A 16836-nucleotide genomic window follows, 5' to 3' on the forward strand; every position below is an offset into this window, starting at 1 on the left:
TGACTTGTAGCTTGGATTCTTATTTGTAAACTGGAAGTATGGTTTTTAGAAAAGCCTGGCCTGTTTTATTTCTTCTTTTTTCCATTTTATTCATAAACGATTGCAGATCGGACGAGCAACCCTTGCTCTATCAAGTGACACTTCAGGATTGGGAAGGGAATTCCCACAAATTTTCAGAAGACAAAGGCAAGTTGGTGGTCTTGGATTTCTGGGCGAGCTGGTGTGAACCTTGTAAAAAGGCAGTCCCCGTGGTTGAAAAACTGAGAGAAAAATTGAATGGTTCTCCGGCAGTCGTGTTAGGAGTGAATACGGAAGACGATCTAAGTTTGGAAGAGATCAGAAAGGCTGCTTCCGAATTCGGAATGTCATATCCAAGCCTTTTGGACCCGAAATGGGAACTTGTAACCCCTCTAAAAATAGAAGGACAGCCGGCGTTATTCGTATTTAGCAAATCCGGAAAGAAACTTCATTCCCAATATGGAATTTCAGAGAAAGATCTACCAATATTGACCGGAAGACTAAAAAACTGGCTCGAATCTCCTTAGAATCGGGTTTTATCCATAACGATCGTGTAATAAAAAATCAAACTTAGACTCGTTTTAAAAAAAAGGATTTATCTTTAAGCATTTAGTTTGAATCTGGAATCAGATTCCCGGTGGGTGCTGCCGGACATCATCCATCTTTCCATATCATTTCAGGAGAATTTCCATTCATGGCTGAGAATCTCGCCCAACTATTTCGTGAGTCGGCAGAAAAATTTAAAAATAAACCTGCTTTCTTATACAAAGACGCGCAAAAGAATTATTTGCCGATCAACTATTCGGAGTTATACGAAGCAGGTTTGAATCTTGCCGAGGCTTTGATCGAACTTGGTATTCAATCCAGAGATCATGTCGCGCTACTCGCTGATAACCGTGTAGAATGGATCATTGCAGATTACGGTATTATCATGACCGGTGCGGCTGACGTTCCAAGAGGAACAGATATCACCGATTCAGAGATCGTTTATATTGTTAGTCACTCTGAGTCCGAAGTTGTATTTATAGAAAACGATAAAATGTTGGAGAAATTCAACAGAAACAAATCCCAGCTTGGCAAAGTTAAAACCATTATCGTAATGGATAAAGAATCCGAGGCTCCAGGCGTTCTGAAAATGTATGATCTGATCGAAAAAGGAAAAGGTTTAAGAGCTTCCGGTTCTCGTAAGGTAGAAGATAGAGTTGCTGCTATTAAACCTGAGGATCTTTTCACTCTGATCTATACTTCCGGAACTACCGGTCTTCCTAAAGGTGTTCAATTAAGACATTCTAATATGATGCACCAAGTATTGAACGTAACTCCTATGTTAAAGATTAGTGCCGAAGCTAAACTACTTTCCATTCTTCCTGTATGGCACGTATTCGAAAGAGTTGTGGAATATGTTTGTATCAGCATTGGTGCCGCTACATATTACACTAACGTTAGGGATCTTCGCCAAGACTTGGCAACTGTGAAACCTACATTCATGGGTTCTGCTCCTCGTCTTTGGGAAAATATCTATAACGGTATTTACACAAGAATTAATGATCCAAGCCAAACTCCTGCGCTTCGTCGTGGATTATTTAAATTGGCTTATTTCTTCTCTGATAAGAAAAACGCTGCAGTTCGTTTTATCACAGGCAAAGAAGTGGATTATCACGGAAGAAATCCAATCGTTTCCTTATTTTACGGGATATTAATGTTGGTACAGTTAGTATTAACAGGACCTTTCACTTTGACTGTAGCTTCTTCCATTGCTGCATATCTACTTGCTCCTACTGAGTTCTCTTATTTAAGTCTGCCTCTGTATATTCTTGCAGGACTTGGAGTATTCTTAAATAGCGCAACTCTTGATAAGATCGTTCTTTCCAAGATCAGAACAGCTACCGGTGGAAGACTGAAAGCTTCTATCTCCGGAGGAGGAGCTCTTCCTCGTCACGTAGATGAGTTCTTCAATAATATTGGGATCAATGTATTGGAAGGTTACGGTATGACTGAAACTTCTCCTGTACTTTCCGTGAGAACTTTCCAAAAATTGATCATCGGTTCCGTAGGTTCTATCGTTCCTAAAACTCATCTTCAGATCAGAAATGATAATAACGAAGTTCTAACAGAGATTGATGCAAACGGAAAAGTGATCAAAGGTAAACTAGGTCGCAAAGGTGTTGTGTTCGTAAACGGTCCTCAAGTTATGAAAGGTTATTTCAAAAATGAAGAAGCAACCTCTAAGGCACTTGTAGACGGATGGATGAACACAGGTGATATGGGGATGATCAACTTCAAACATACCCTTACACTTACCGGTAGAGCTAAAGACACAGTGGTTCTATTAGGCGGAGAAAACGTGGAGCCGGTTCCAATCGAGAACAAACTCCAAGAGTCCGTTTATATCAGCCAGTGTATGATCATTGGTCAAGACCAGAAAAACCTGGGAGCTATCATTGTTCCTGACTTCGAAAAGTTGGGCGAATGGGCAAAAGAGAACGGAGTGGATATTTCCAATAAAGATGCGTTGAACGAAAACGCGAAAGTTGTGGATCTATTCAGGAAAGAGATCAAAGCTCTTAACAATGCAAAGAATGGATTTAAGTCCTTCGAGCAAGTTACTCCATTCTTCATCGTTTCCAAACCTTTCGAGGTAGGAGATGAGTTGAACAATATGTTGAAGATGAAACGCCACGTAATTGCTGAAAAATACGCGGATAAGATTAAAAAAGTCTACACAACAGATAAATAATTCTCTTAATAAGGGCTTAGTGCCCTCAAAAGAGGAAAGAAGGAGCCTCGGTTGCAAACCGGGGCTTTTTTTACCCTGAGGAGAATTTTGTAAGCCGCCGATATGTATCCTGTATGGCGAAAACGACCCTCTCCAAACCTAGTATATTCGAGCCTTATGGTCATTCAGACCTTTATGCTTTGGACAATCTCTACTTTTCTACGTTAAGAGAAAGGGAAGTCTGGGACTTTTCTAGGGTGAAAGAATTTTCCGCCTTAAATTTAGGATTCATATTCGCTAGAGCGGAACTTTCATGGAAGAAGTTCCAGTCCGAATTAGAGATCAAAAATCTTAATCCAAGTTTTAAAAAAGGGATCTGTTTGAGTGCAGGTTGGGAAGAGGCACCCGGACTTAAGGTTGATTCGTTCGTTCCAAAAGTTTTGGGTACGGAAGAAGTTTTTCAATATTCTAGATTGGAAGATGTCTCGGAAGAAATTCCTTTTAGGGAATTTTTCTCTCTTGAAGGATTTGTATTTCAAGGAACTTGGAAAGATAAAAATTATCTGATCTTATTTTCAAACATCCATTCGGAAGCCAGGAATCTTCCTTCTGTGATCAAAAAAATTTCCCATTTTCATTCGGAAAAAAAGTCGGAAGGGAATTTTTTCTTGAGAACTGAAAAACAATCTTATTTAAATTTTCTGAAACCAAAGGAATCATTGGGTCCTTTATTCTTACAAGAAAAGAAAATAGACCAGGATCCATTTTTGTTTTTGAGCCTGGAATATTCGGATATTATAAAGTAAGTTAGTTACACTTTACTCCAAATGTTTACTGAACAGAAACGCCTCAATCGCTTCGTAGTCTTCATTCTCAGAAAGTTCTAAAATTTTCTTCAAAAGAAAGTTTGCCTGTTTCAAGCTGACTGATCCTAAAATTTTACGGATTGGTCCTACGAATGGAATGGATATAGAAAGTTCTCTAAATCCCATTCCTAAAAGTAGGATCGTAAAATTTGTATCTGAGGCAAGCTCACCACAGATACTTAATGGTCTTTCATATTTCCAAGCAGTTTCTACGATTTGAACTAAAGCTCTTAAAAAAGAGATATGGAATGGATTGTATAATGAGGAAACGTTCACATTATTTCTGTCCACTGCCATTAAATACTGCAATAAATCGTTTGTTCCGACTGAGAAAAAGTCTACTTCTTTTGCCAAAACATCCATGGAAGATACTGCAGAAGGTGTTTCTACCATCACTCCCAGTTTGATCTTCTTATTGAACTTTTCCTTCTTGGCAGTAAGTTCTCTTTTACATTCTTCTAATATTTCTTTTGTTTTTTTGATCTCTCCCAGATTGGTCACCATCGGGAGCATGATGCTCAAATTTCCGTAAGCAGACGCTCTCAAAATTGCGACCAATTGTTCTTTAAACCAATCCGGATTTTGAAGGCTGTATCTGATTCCTCTATTTCCTAAAAAAGGATTCTCTTCGAATTCTCCCGTAGAAAATTTATCTGCACCAATATCAAATGTACGGATATACACAGGATTCGGATCCATTCCTTCTGCGATCCTTTTATAGGCTAAAAATTGCTCTTCGCCGGAAACGTTTTTGTCCTGGTATTTTAAGAATAACGACTCCGAACGGAAAAGCCCCACTCCATCCACATCCGCCTTTCTAGCAAGTTCACAGTCTGTATCAGATTCTAAATTACATTTTAGTCGGATCTTTATGCCGTCTTTTGTGACTGCCTTTTTAGGTTTTATTACCTTCGTTTCAAAACTTAGGGGAGAAGAAGCCCCATAATATTTCACTTCTTCGATTGTTGGATTTCTTACGATCTGTCCCGTGTCAGCGTCTAAGAAAACATATTCAAAATCGTTAATATTTCTATAAAATTCTTTTAGACCAACAATAGTAGGGATGCCGTAGTTTCTGGCAAGAATTGCCATATGGCCTGTTTTTCCACCTAGATCGGTTGCAATTCCTCGAATTTTACTCTTATCCATTAAGATCATTTGAGAAGGAGTTAATTGCCTCGCGACTAGGATCACGTCCTCTGATTGATCTGCTAAGAAAGAGACTTCTTCTTTTTTATCTAATAGGTTTTCGAGGATTCGATTGGAGATGTCTTGGAAATGATCTGATCTTTCTCGGAAGAATGGATTGTCTAAACGATTGAACTTGTCAGTGAGTTCGTTGATCGTATTTTGAACCGCTAAAAATGCATTCTCGTTATATTCTTTGATCCGATTTCTAAATGAATCTTGGAGTCCTGGATCTTCTGTGATTGTTACCTGAGTTTCTAAAATTTCTTTTAGCTCTCTGTCTTGTTCTCTTGTTTTGAGACTTGAGATAAGAGATTTTAATTCAATTTTAGAAGAATCTAAGGCGTTCGCGAGTTTTTTGAGTTCTTCTTGTTTTTGAGTCTCGTGGATATAGGCGCCGTGAGCTAGATGTCTTCTCTTTGTCCCGACTTTTACGCAACGACCGTAAAATCTGCCGGGAAAAGCGACTATTCCCATATATGTACTTCTTTTCCCGCCGCCATTCATAGAATGAATATCCGCAGGTAGAAATACAGTAGTTTAGTGAATCGACAAGTCTTTTATAAATCTGGAATATCCCGCCCAAATCGGAGGCGGGAAAATCGTAAGAATTAGACCATCGCCGCTTTTCTGTTGAAAAGTGGAATACGACGGCTTTTGTATTTGCCCAATTCGTTTCCAGTTACTGAACTCATGACTAACTTAGCCATAGAAACGTCCAGGGCATGTCCCGCCTTAGAAGCCAAATAGTGTCCGATGATTGGTCTTCCTGCGATGGAAAGATCGCCCACCAGGTCCAAAATTTTGTGTCGGACACATTCATTCTCATATCTGAGGGATTCGTTTAGATATCCGTCTTGGGTAAGAACGATTGCATTGTCCAAGGAACCTCCCATTGCAAGTCCTCTTGCTTGGAGCGCCTCCACATCTTTTAGGAATCCAAAGGTTCTGGCCGGTAAAATTTCGTTTTTGAGGATGTCGCGGTCCAGATCGATTGTGATATTCTGGCCTTTAAGAAGAGGGTGAGGGAAATCGATTGTGTAAGTCACTTTCCAGGTTTCGCTTGGAAGGATTACAAGGTATTTGTCCCCGTCTACCACCCACATTGGGTTTTTTACATAAATAGGTTCGATTTTTTCTTCGAATTCAGTATAACCAGTGCTTTCGAATGCCTCAAGGAAAGGAAGGGAAGATCCGTCCATGATCGGAACTTCTACAGAGTCGATTTCCAGGACCATGTCAGTAATTCCTAGGGAGAATACCGCCGCCATTAGATGCTCTACGGTTTGGACTCTATGAAGCCCATCTCCAAGTGTAGTAGCGTTACTCGTATCTACCACGTTGCTTAATTCTACAGGGATGGATGCCTTATCTTCTCCCTTTCTATATTCAAAAACTATACCTGTTCCAACAGGAGCAGGGTGCCCGACCAGATTTACTTCCTTGCCGGAATGTAATCCGATCCCCTTAATTCTTACTGTTTCTTTAAGAGTTTTTCTATGTTCTGTGAAATTCATCATTTCCTACCCCGGAAACTTTCGGTTCCGGAATCCATTCGCATTGCACTGGGCTTTATACTCTATTGGACGTTTGCAAAATCCAAAGAAAATTAACCCTTTAGGACTATAAAAGCAATATCTATGCCAGGTGCAGTGCAAAAAGATGATTTTAGACAGGCATTATAGCCCGGTACAGAGACAACTAGACATAATTTGAAAGAAATTTCTGTACTTTTGTCTCTTTTTTACAACAGTGTTGTTTTAGGGAGACAGAATCCATTTACCATGGTAACTCTTCCCCGTTTTGATGAAAGAATCTTCCGGACCTTTCTGGGGAGAGTTTTTCCACCAAATGTGCGAGTCCTTCGGCTGCTTCTCTGGGTGGAATTCCTTGTCTTCCTGTCATTTCGGTAGCTACCATTCCAGGGTGGAAAATGCCTACGGAGATCTTTTTAGGTGCAAGGTCACGGGAGAGACTGACTGCTCCAGCATTCAGGGCGGCCTTGGACATTCTATACCCGTAGTAAGCACCTGAAGTATTGTCTGCAATGGATCCCATTCTACTAGTGATAAATATTAGTTTGGAGTGAGGGGCAAGTTTAGGAAGAAGAAGTCGACTGAGTCTTATAGGTCCAATTGCATTTACTAGGATTTGGGTCTCTAGTTCTGTAAAGTCCACACTTTCCAAATTATCAGGGATCAAGATCCCTGCGTTATTGATGAATATGTCCAACTTGACCCCGGTCAGAAAACTGGAAAGTGTTTCGAAACTTTGGCTTTGGGTAAGATCCAGGCCTTCGAAAATTTTTACATTTAACCTGCGTAAAGGTTCTGAACTTTTTCTACAAGCTGCATAGACTGTGTAACCTTTTTCTGAATATAAATTTGCGAGTTCTAGACCGATTCCTCGGTTGGCACCTGTGATTAAAATCTGTTTCATTCGGATTAAATTAAAGAGAAGAAGTCTAGAAAGATATACTTGAAGCCAGGAATCGATTGACGTCTTGGAAAATATTTTCCAAAGTTTCCCGCGTATGCAATTCCAGATCTCTCATAAACCTTCCTTCTCCTTATTGAAACTTAGATTAGGCCCTGGTCAATCGATTAAATCGGAGGCCGGAGCCATGGTGTACATGAGTTCCAGAATGGGAGTGGAAACCAAGATGGGAAGTGGCTTTCTATCTGCACTTTCCAGAAAAATTTTCGGAGGAGAGTCATTCTTCTTCAATACTTATACTGCTCCTGATTCGGGTGGAGAGATTGGGCTCGCTCCGGATCTTCCCGGAGATATTATTGATTTGGATCTCGATGGAAAAAGTATTTTTGTCCAATCAGGATCTTATCTTGCTTCCGATCCAGGCATCCAAGTTGTTTCTAAATTTGGAGGTCTTCGTTCTTTATTCGGAGGAGAAGGTTTGTTCTTATTAGAAATTTCCGGAACAGGAAAAGTATTCTTAAGTTCTTATGGAGCTATTGTTCCAATCAAAGTAGAAGGAAATTATACCGTAGACACAGGTCATATAGTCGCCTTTGAAAATTCACTCCAATTCAAAGTAGGAAAGGCTGGAGGAAATTGGAAATCCACTTTACTAGGTGGCGAAGGTTTAGTCGCAAACTTTTCAGGAAACGGAACTCTTTGGATCCAATCCAGAGTGCCTTCCGGATTTATCAGCTGGCTTACAAAACTTCTTCCAGTTTAATAAACATTAGGAATTAAAATGAATATCCAAGTTTTATACAAACCATCTTATTCCGTAGCGAAAGTTAATTTAAGTTCCGGAGAATCTATCAAGGCGGAAGCGGGAGCGCTCATGAGTATGAGTTCTCATATCCAAATGCAGACTAGCAAAGCACAGCAAGGAGGGTTATTCAAATCCTTGAAGGCAGCTTTTTTAGGCGGGCAATCTTTTTGGATGAATACATTCTCCGCATCGCAAGCGGGAGAAGTATTACTCGCTCCCACGCTTCCCGGAGATATAGAACAACTAGATCTGAACGGTACGATTTTTATCCAATCCAGTTCCTTTCTTGCGGCAAAACCTGAGATTGATATAGATACAAAGTTCCAAGGTCTAAAAGGTTTTTTCAGCGGAGAATCTTTATTCTTCTTAAAGCTGAGTGGAAACGGTACAGTTTTGATCTCTAGTTACGGCGGGATTGAAGTATTGGATGTAGAAGGTGAATTCATAGTAGATACAGGTCATATAGTTGCCTTTGAAGAAGGCCTACAATACGAGATCACTAAGTTTGGAGGTTGGAAATCGTTCTTCTTGGGTGGAGAAGGTTTAGTAGCCAAATTCAAAGGAAGAGGAAGGCTCTGGCTCCAATCCAGAAATGTGCCTACACTCGGCGCTTGGTTCAGATCCGAATTACCACCTAGAAAGGAATAATATATGAAATTTGAAATATTAGCAAAACCTGATTTTCCCATCTTAAAATTAAATATGAATTCTGGAGAATCCATTCGTGCGGAATCCGGAGCAATGGTTGCAATGTCCCCTCAGGTCAAAATGGAAACCAAGGCCCAAGGTGGAATATTCGCATCCGCAAAAAGAGCTTTGTTTAGCGGTGAGTCATTCTTCCAAAACACATTCACAGCGGAAGGTGGAAATGGTGAATTATTTTTGACCTCCGCTACACAAGGAGACTTGGAACATAGAGCTCTCAAAAACGAAGAGTTGATCTTAAGTAGAGGGGCCTATGTTGCAGGTGGGACAGAGCTTGTGATAGACAGCAAATGGGGAGGTTTCAAAGGATTTTTTGCGGGAGAAGGTTTATTCTTCTTAAAAGTTTCCGGAACAGGTGACCTTTTCTTCTCTAGTTTTGGAGCTATCCATACAGTAGATGTAGACGGAATGTACATAGTAGACACAGGTCATATTGTGGGTTTTGAACCTAGCTTGGATTACCATATAGATAAAGTAGGCGGATTAAAATCCCTATTCTTATCCGGTGAGGGACTAGTAGCAAAGTTTTCCGGCAAAGGAAAACTTTATCTACAAACTCGTAACCAAAACTCTTTTGCTTCTTGGGCAAATGCTTGGAGAAGAGTGCAACGTTCTACGAGTGGAGGGGATTAAGCCCTTCCAGCATAACCGATCACATCCATAAAGGCGGAAACTGAGAATACCGCCTTTCCTGGTCCTGGTTCTCCATAACCTGGAGGTGTGGGGAGATTATATTTTTCGAATGTAGACTTCCAAACTGTGAGTAATTCGCAGAAATATTCCAGAGGAGGACCGGCCTGTGTTCCTAAAGTTGTATAAGGTTCAGGACACCAAGCTGTGAACCTAGGCATGATCCCCTTAGACATGAAGAAGTCTAAACCTTCTCCAGTGGACTTGATCGCTTCTGCAACTGTAGCAAATCCCCAGGGTTGGGAAAGTTCTACTCCTCCTACAAAGTTAGGAATTACATAAGAAGGTCCAAAAATTTCTGCAGAATCTACAATCCTTTTGATCCAAGTATCTCTGCCTATATAAGCTTCTTTTCCAGGACAAATTTTTCTGAATAGTTCAGGTTCCCAGACTTCGTAGTTTGGATGGTAAACTTGGATTCCTGCATCTTTGAACTTTTTGCAGTCATCATTCTCCCAGGCTTGGGAAACGATCTTGCCCATCCATCTTCCAGGAAATTTTTGCTCGATTGCTTGCGCGTATTCTAAATAAAAATCTATTTCATTTTTTTTCTTGAGAGAAGTGATTACGGAACCGCCGGTGATCGTATACACTTTTGCGATCTCGTCTTCTGCATCTATCCAAGACAAGACTTCTAAAATATCTTCTATATCTTTAACGCCTGTGTATGGTCTGCCTGCATTCTTTTGTTGTCTATAATTATGATTGATATCACAGTAGGCACATTCTTCGTCCTTACCAAAATACTGGCAGTTACGGAATACTGTTAAGTAGATAAGATATCCCCATTCGATAACAGGCGCAATCTCTCCCGGGATTTTTCCGGACTTGGTCTTGTGTCTGTACCAAGCAGGCTTGGGTGGATATTCCAGTTTTCCTAAGAATGTTTCGTTAAGATAAAGACCTGGTCTACCCTCGTCCTTTTCTCCAGCAGGAATACGTTTCACTTTATATGGTGAAGTTGGATTATTACGAGTAGAAACTATTGTGGGTAATAAATTGAAATAACCACCAGTGATCTTAATCTCTTCCGGTGCTTTGGAGTCAGTTCCTTCTTTCATATCTGCGAGTGGAATATGGTCGAAAGAGAAGATGAAATAATCCTTGGTCTTATAATCTCCTCCTATCTGAAAAGATTCAGGAAGAAAATGGATCCCTTGCCTCAGAATATCCTGCTTCAGAATTGCTTCGAATGGGATCTGTTTATATTTTTTTTCCATTTCCTCCAACAGGGCTATGGAAGATTCGGGGCGAAGGGTACTCGTGCTCATCTTAACTCCAGACTGGTTTACATGGGAGTTTTGGCATCTAGTTTTTGGCTTTTTCATCCTTGACTGAGAGATTTCAAACTGTATTTTTTCTGCCAGAATGAGACGATTTCGCCATAGGATCCTAACCTTCTCTCTATTTCTGGGACTCTTCCTATTTACGGGAGAGGATACTGATCTTCTTGCCAAAACTAAGAAACAAAAAACTAAAAAAGAAGGCGGCACAGAATACGTTTTCGGTTGGACCCAAGTAGCTTCCGGATTTAAGGAAATCACTGATATACAATTTCACCCTAGCATGCCGGACGAGATGGTTGTCTTAGAGAAGAAGGGAAAAATTCTTCTTTGGAATTTTACAAACAAACAGTCCAAGCTGATTGCCGATTTTACAGGAAGCGTAGAAACAAGATCGGAAGAAGGTTTACTGGGCTTAGCATTTCACCCTAAGTTTTCCGAAAATAAACTCTTCTATATCAATGCGGTATCTAAGGAAGCAGGTAAGGACCAAACATTCATTTTAGAATTTCGCTGGGCTGATTCGAACGTGATCCGCTGGCAGGATCGTAAGAGGATCTTACTCAGAGTGGATCAGCCTTATTCCAATCATAATGCAGGGCAATTGAGCTTTGGCCCTGATGGAAAATTATATATCGGTTTTGGAGATGGGGGCGCCGGAGGAGATCCATACAAGCACGGACAAAATACCTCTACTTATCTAGGAACTCTTATCCGAATAACGCCTAACCTAGATACAAATGCTCCTCCATATAAAATCCCGGAAGACAATCCTTTTAAAAATACTCCAGGCTTTCTACCTGAGATCTGGGCCTATGGGCTTAGAAATCCATGGAAGTTTTCTTTCGATACCAAAACAGGAGATCTTTACCTTGCTGATGTAGGACAGGATGATTGGGAAGAAGTAGATCTGGTTCTAAAAGGCAAAAACTACGGTTGGAATATAAAAGAAGGGGCTCATTGTTTTTTACCTAAGGAAAATTGCGAAAAACCCGGGTTAACCGATCCAATTCTGGAATATAATCATGATTTGGGTCGTTCTATTACGGGCGGATACGTCTACCGAGGGAAAAATCTTTCCAAATACTATGGATGGTATATATTTGCGGACTTTGTCTCTGGAAAGCTGCTTGGTTTTCCCACCGAAGCAGAAGGTAAAAGGAAACTAACTGTATTAGGGGATACTCACTTTCTAATTAGCACATTTGGCCAGGATTCCACAGGCGAGCTGTATTTTGGTGATTTTAGTTCAGGAAATATCTTCCAAATTGGAAAAAAAAATTGAAATAAATTGAAAATCCCAAATCCATAGATGTTAACCCAATATAGATCGGACTGCCTCCACCGCGGTTTCTGATTAATCTCGATCAAAGAAGGATAGGGGTATGAATAAGATCATTTCCGTTGCATCGGCCGTCCTAATGGTCGGTCTGTTGACATCCGGAGCTTGTAAAAAGCCTGCGGAGAACGCGGATTCCGCGAACGCAAAACAGAGCCAACCATCGGCAATCGTAGTATTTAGCGTAGGAGAAGCAAAAATCCAACACGCTGACTTAACTGAAGACAAAGCTAGTCTTGGAACTGTCCTGAAAGAAGGGGACAAAGTTGAAACCAAGGCAAAAGCGAAAGTCGATATCCAATTCTCAGACGGTTCTGCCATTCGTTTGGCTGAAAAGTCCAGCTTGGAATTCTCCGCTCTCGCTTTGAATACCCAAGGAAACACTGATACAAGATTGTCTTTAGTTTCTGGAAAAGTTTTCGCTAAAGTAAATAAAGCAAGCAAAGACGATCAGTTCTCTGTAGTAACTCCGACCGCAATCGCGGGAGTTAGAGGAACTTCTTTCGTTGTGGATCGTACTAAAAACGACAGATCTGTTGTAAAAGTATTAGAAGGATCCGTTGCAGTATCTCCAAGAGTTCGCGCTCTGGAAGGTGCAAGTGCTGAAGAAATTTCTGCGAATGCAGAATTACAGAAGATCAAAGCTTCTTTAGACAAAGCTGAAGTTATCTTAGAAAAAGATGAGTCTTCCATAGTAAAAGCTCCTGATAAAAAATTCGGTGAGAAAGAACTTACTAAGCTAGACGCTACTTTGGAGAAAGATATTCCTAAAGCGGTTACTAAACTAAGTGGCGCTGGAGTATCCAAAACCGAAGAAGAAGAGATCAGAACTATCGTTACTCTGGACAAAGACACAACCGATAAATTAGTAAAACTGAATATCGATCCTAAGTCCGGAAAAATAGACGAAGCTACAAACGCTGCTAACGAAGCTGAGAGAAAGAAAATCGAAGAAGAATTAGCTAAGCGTCAGTCTGACGAGCTGAAAAGATTCAAGAACGTTCTTGTTTCCGCTCCTAAGAACCTGAAAACTAATAAGGATCTTGTAAACTACTACGAGAAACTGGAAAAAATCGTATTGGCTGATGGCAAAACTACCATCATCGGAGCGATCGTAGACCAGCAAGGTAGTACGATGATCGTCCATACCGAAGACGGTATCAAGAAGATCAACCAGGATGATGTAAAAGAAGTTATCTACGACTTCCAAACTAAATCCGAAAACTAATCCACAGGCACAAGCTTAAAGGTGGAAAAATCCCGGGTTACCGAAAGGTGGCTCGGGTTTTTCTATTTATGGGGTTTATGATGTGGATGAGTATCTAAATAACGATCCCAGAGTTTTAGGATCATATTCGAAATTTCTTCTAGATCTAAAATTAAAACTTTATCTTTATAATTTACTAACAGCTTACTTCTGCCGAATTTTTGGATCTCTCCCCATTCTACTCTGAAACCTGGGATCAAACTAATCGCATCAAACAGAAGATCTTTGATCTCCATTTTAGAAACATGACCATCTTGTTTGGAAAGATAAGATAGAATGGAGTGGAAGATGATCTTTTTCATCTCTCCTGTATCCGGAATCTCCGGAAATTTATCTTTGACTCTTTTTAATTTTCGAACCACGGCACTTGCTCGTCCGCGTGATAAGAACTTCTGACCAAAGGTCCGGAGAATACTGTTCTGAAACCTAAGGCTTTTCCGAATTCTTTCAGATCCTTAAATACCTCAGGGCGGATATACTCGCTAACAGGAAGATGTGTTGGGGTTGGTTGCAGATATTGTCCTAGAGTGATCATCTGCACTCCAACTGATCTAAGATCTTTGAGTGTTTGGTGGACTTCTTCTAATGTTTCGCCAAGTCCTAGGATTAAACCACTTTTAGTTAAAAGTCCTCTTTCAGATGCATGTTTTAGGACATCCAAAGATCTTTCATATTTTTTAGCAGGGGCTACGGTAGGAAATAGTCTCTCTACTGTTTCTAGGTTATGATTGAATATATCCGGCTTGGAAGAATATACGATCTCTAAGTTTTCTTCCCTCATTTTGAAGTCTGGGACTAAAATTTCAATTTTGCATTCAGGTAATCTTTCTCGGATCAGCTCTACAGTTTTTTTATAGTGAAAAGCTCCTCCATCTGATAGATCATCTCTATTGACTGAAGTGATTACTACATGGTTGAGGCCTAAGGCCTTTGCAGATTCGGCTACTCTTAAAGGTTCTTCCGGATCTAAGGCGAGTGGCTTTCCAAATGCAACATCACAGTAAGAACAACGTCTTGTGCAAATATCCCCCGCGAGCATATAAGTGGCCGTTTTTCTAGACCAACAATGGTTTAGGTTCGGGCAAGAAGCACTTTCGCAAACTGTATTGAGTTTCCCTCCCTCTACGGAACTGCGAACGAAATCGACCGGATTTTCCTTTTCGCGGAAAGGAAGCCTAACCTTTAACCAATCCGGTTTTTCGGGAGCGGGTTGGTAGGCATTAGATCTGGGCTTCTTTTTGAGAGGATTCACCCTTAAAGCCTCCGTCTGAGTCTCCAAACAGTCAAGTGTTTTGGGTAGCCGGAAACAGGCGGGTCCCTGAATCTGGAGGGATCGGCCAATGCCGGGGGATAGTTTGAGCGAAAAAATCGCAAAAGAAAAATCGGGGGAAGAATCCTCCAAAGAGATCCGGATCAACAGATTCCTGGCAGACTGTGGCCTAGGTTCTCGCAGAAAGGTAGAAGAATTGATCCTTTCCGGCAAAGTCAAAGTCAACGGAGCTGTAGAAAAGAATCTAAGCACAAAGATCCGTGTGGGTTCCGACATAGTTCAAGTTGGAAATAAAAAATTAGATCCCCCTACAGAATCGGTATTCTTAGCGTTAAACAAACCGAAAGGTTTTCTTTGCTCCCATAGCGATCGTTTTCATTCTAATACGGTTTTTGAATTACTCCCTAAAAAGTATGGAAAACTTTTTATAGCAGGAAGATTAGACCTGGATTCCAGGGGACTTCTTCTTTTATCCGACCAAGGACATTTAGTTCAAGAGATCACTCATCCATCCGAAGGTTCCGAAAAAGAATACGAAGTAATCTTAGAGGAAGACTTGGATGCCAAGGAAGTGAAGGATAGATTTACTAAAGGGTTTATGGACGAGGGAGAATTTTTAAAAGCGGAGAAGGTTACATCCTTAGTAAAAGGAGAAGAATCTTCTAAGTTTAGAGTGATCTTAAAACAAGGAAGAAAACGTCAGATCCGTAGGATGTTCTCAATCCTTGGTGGAAGAGTGATCGATCTACAAAGGATCCGTATCGGAAAACTTTCTTTGGAAAAATTGAAAATCGGAGAAGGTAAGTTTGTCTTACTGGATCCTAAAGTTTGGAGACCATGAATTTTACCAGTTTAGAATTTTTATTTTTTTTCTGCCTAGTATTTCTGGTGTATTGGAATCTTCCAGATCATTGGAAGAAATTTTTTCTAATCCTAAGTTCAGGATTTTTTTACGCATTCGCTTCTTGGAAATTCCTGTTTCATCTGATTGCGGTAGTTTCGATCAATTGGTTTTTTATCCGGTTTTTTCTGAATAAAAAATGGTTCTTGCCGGTTTCTATTGGATTCAATGTTCTTAATTTAGCTTTTTTTAAATATTTCTATTTTTTTGCGGATCTTCTGGGGGTATTTTTCGGAATTCCTGAATTCCAAAATAAGATCAGCCTGGACGGTATCTTATCCAAATCACTGGAATGGGCCGGTTTCGAAGTGGTACTTCCGCTCACTATCAGCTATTATACTTTTCAGTTAATTTCTCTACTTGTGGATAAGAAGAAAGGATTGATACAAGAGGATCTGAGTTTTTTAAAGATCGCTTCCTATATTTTTCTATTTCCGGTAATGATTGCAGGACCGATCCTAAGATATTCAGACGTTTCTACTCAATTCGATTCTCCTAAAATGGAAAAAGAAGATATGGTAGATGGGTTATGGTTGGTAGTAGTAGGCCTTTTTAAAAAATCTGTGGTGACCGCTTTAATGTCCGGATCCATTTTTCAGGTTTTTGCGGAAACTTCTTCTTTTTCCGGACAAGCGTTACTAAGTACGATTTATTTTTTCGCGATATACCTTTATTTGGATTTTTCCGGACTTACCGATCTTGCGAGGGGTATGGGAAAACTTTTAGGTTTTACTTTACCTCAAAACTTCAAGGCACCGTTTTTCTTTAATGGTTTTGGGGACTTTTGGAGAAGATGGCATTTGACCTTCTCCTTTTGGATTCGAGATTATTTGTACATTCCACTCGGAGGTTCCAGAAGCGGGACATTACGTACCTGTTTCAATTATCTGGTTGCGTTCGGATTAGGCGGACTTTGGCACGGGGCTAATTTAAATTATCTGACTTGGGGAGCTTTGACCGGACTTTATCTTTCTGCAGAAAGAGCGTTTAAAGATTGGAATATAAAATTAATACCTGAAATACCGTATGTAAAAAGAACGATTACTTATCTTTTCGTTCTGCATATATATATAGTGTCTTGGATCCTATTTTTCACTCCGGATTTCAGCTCTGCAGTCGCTGCAGTACAAAGAATTATCGTTTGGGCTCCTGGAGTAAATTTCCCGAATATGGAACCTTGTATCTTTGCACTCTTTGTGGCTTTATTTTTCCATTGTGTGGAGGAATGGCCTGAAAGATTCAAAGTGGCTTTACGATGGAAAACGATACTTCTTCCTATCGTTTGGATCCTAGTTTTACTCGCTTTACCTACTGGTAATGCGGATTTCTTTTACGGGCAGTTTTAATAAGAT

At 40.3% G+C, this 16836-nt stretch carries 16 protein-coding genes; 10 read left to right on the forward strand and 6 right to left on the reverse strand.

Annotation, left to right across the window (positions count from 1 at the left end):
• The first annotated feature begins 38 nt into the window (after window positions 1-38).
• The 3 genes from EHO65_RS04285 (at window position 39) to EHO65_RS04295 (ending at window position 3540) form a co-directional block, all read left to right on the forward strand.
• Entirely contained in the window at window positions 39-545 is a 507-nt protein-coding gene (locus EHO65_RS04285; protein WP_135772913.1) for a TlpA family protein disulfide reductase, read from the forward strand.
• Window positions 546-712: 167 nt separating this feature from the next.
• Window positions 713-2755, forward strand: coding sequence for an AMP-dependent synthetase/ligase (locus EHO65_RS04290; protein ID WP_135772914.1), 2043 nt, complete (start codon window positions 713-715; stop codon window positions 2753-2755).
• Between the two features lie 113 nt (window positions 2756-2868).
• Window positions 2869-3540: an LIC11631 family protein gene (locus EHO65_RS04295; protein ID WP_135772915.1), complete on the forward strand. Its 672-nt coding sequence runs from the start codon at window positions 2869-2871 to the stop codon at window positions 3538-3540.
• Window positions 3541-3552: 12 nt separating this feature from the next.
• Here the strand turns inward: EHO65_RS04295 and ptsP are convergent, their stop codons facing one another.
• From ptsP to EHO65_RS04310, 3 genes are all read right to left on the reverse strand, one after another.
• Window positions 3553-5295, reverse strand: a complete 1743-nt coding sequence (ptsP, locus tag EHO65_RS04300) for a phosphoenolpyruvate--protein phosphotransferase (protein WP_135772916.1) — start codon at window positions 5293-5295, stop codon at window positions 3553-3555.
• Between the two features lie 104 nt (window positions 5296-5399).
• Window positions 5400-6305 (reverse strand): UDP-3-O-acyl-N-acetylglucosamine deacetylase, encoded by a 906-nt coding sequence (lpxC, locus tag EHO65_RS04305; protein ID WP_135772994.1) that lies wholly within the window; start codon window positions 6303-6305, stop codon window positions 5400-5402.
• A 262-nt stretch (window positions 6306-6567) separates the two neighbouring features.
• Window positions 6568-7233, reverse strand: a complete 666-nt coding sequence (locus EHO65_RS04310) for an SDR family oxidoreductase (protein WP_208743975.1) — start codon at window positions 7231-7233, stop codon at window positions 6568-6570.
• Between the two features lie 88 nt (window positions 7234-7321).
• Between EHO65_RS04310 and EHO65_RS04315 the strand changes: the two genes are divergently transcribed.
• From EHO65_RS04315 to EHO65_RS04325, 3 genes are read left to right on the forward strand one after another with little or no spacing between them, the layout of a single operon-like run.
• Window positions 7322-7987, forward strand: coding sequence for a TIGR00266 family protein (locus EHO65_RS04315; protein WP_135772918.1), 666 nt, complete (start codon window positions 7322-7324; stop codon window positions 7985-7987).
• Between the two features lie 18 nt (window positions 7988-8005).
• On the forward strand, window positions 8006-8677 hold the full coding sequence (locus EHO65_RS04320; protein WP_135772919.1) for a TIGR00266 family protein: 672 nt from the start codon (window positions 8006-8008) through the stop codon (window positions 8675-8677).
• 3 nt (window positions 8678-8680) lie between these two features.
• Entirely contained in the window at window positions 8681-9367 is a 687-nt protein-coding gene (locus EHO65_RS04325; RefSeq protein ID WP_135772920.1) for a TIGR00266 family protein, read from the forward strand.
• Here the strand turns inward: EHO65_RS04325 and EHO65_RS04330 are convergent.
• Window positions 9364-10695 (reverse strand): radical SAM protein, encoded by a 1332-nt coding sequence (locus EHO65_RS04330; RefSeq protein WP_135772921.1) that lies wholly within the window; start codon window positions 10693-10695, stop codon window positions 9364-9366. The two genes, EHO65_RS04325 and EHO65_RS04330, sit on opposite strands and share 4 nt — an antisense overlap.
• 97 nt (window positions 10696-10792) lie before the next feature.
• Between EHO65_RS04330 and EHO65_RS04335 the strand changes: the two genes are divergently transcribed.
• On the forward strand, window positions 10793-11992 hold the full coding sequence (locus EHO65_RS04335) for a PQQ-dependent sugar dehydrogenase (protein WP_135772922.1): 1200 nt from the start codon (window positions 10793-10795) through the stop codon (window positions 11990-11992).
• A gap of 100 nt (window positions 11993-12092) precedes the next feature.
• A complete protein-coding gene (locus tag EHO65_RS04340) occupies window positions 12093-13274 on the forward strand; it encodes a lipoprotein LipL45 (protein ID WP_135772923.1) in 1182 nt (393 codons plus the stop codon).
• 62 nt (window positions 13275-13336) lie between these two features.
• Here EHO65_RS04340 and EHO65_RS04345 read toward each other — a convergent pair whose 3' ends face one another.
• Window positions 13337-13615 (reverse strand): hypothetical protein, encoded by a 279-nt coding sequence (locus EHO65_RS04345; RefSeq protein ID WP_425269322.1) that lies wholly within the window; start codon window positions 13613-13615, stop codon window positions 13337-13339.
• A gap of 44 nt (window positions 13616-13659) precedes the next feature.
• On the reverse strand, window positions 13660-14565 hold the full coding sequence (gene lipA / locus EHO65_RS04350; RefSeq protein WP_135772925.1) for a lipoyl synthase: 906 nt from the start codon (window positions 14563-14565) through the stop codon (window positions 13660-13662).
• 88 nt (window positions 14566-14653) lie between these two features.
• Between lipA and EHO65_RS04355 the strand changes: the two genes are divergently transcribed.
• On the forward strand, window positions 14654-15424 hold the full coding sequence (locus EHO65_RS04355; RefSeq protein WP_244243430.1) for a pseudouridine synthase: 771 nt from the start codon (window positions 14654-14656) through the stop codon (window positions 15422-15424).
• Complete coding sequence (locus EHO65_RS04360; RefSeq protein ID WP_135772927.1) at window positions 15421-16830, forward strand: MBOAT family O-acyltransferase; 1410 nt, start codon at window positions 15421-15423, stop codon at window positions 16828-16830. The genes EHO65_RS04355 and EHO65_RS04360 overlap by 4 nt, the downstream gene beginning before the upstream one ends.
• The last annotated feature ends 6 nt before the right edge of the window (window positions 16831-16836 follow it).

It is taken from the genome of Leptospira andrefontaineae (genome assembly GCF_004770105.1).
Classification (GTDB): Bacteria; Spirochaetota; Leptospiria; order Leptospirales; family Leptospiraceae; genus Leptospira_B; species Leptospira_B andrefontaineae.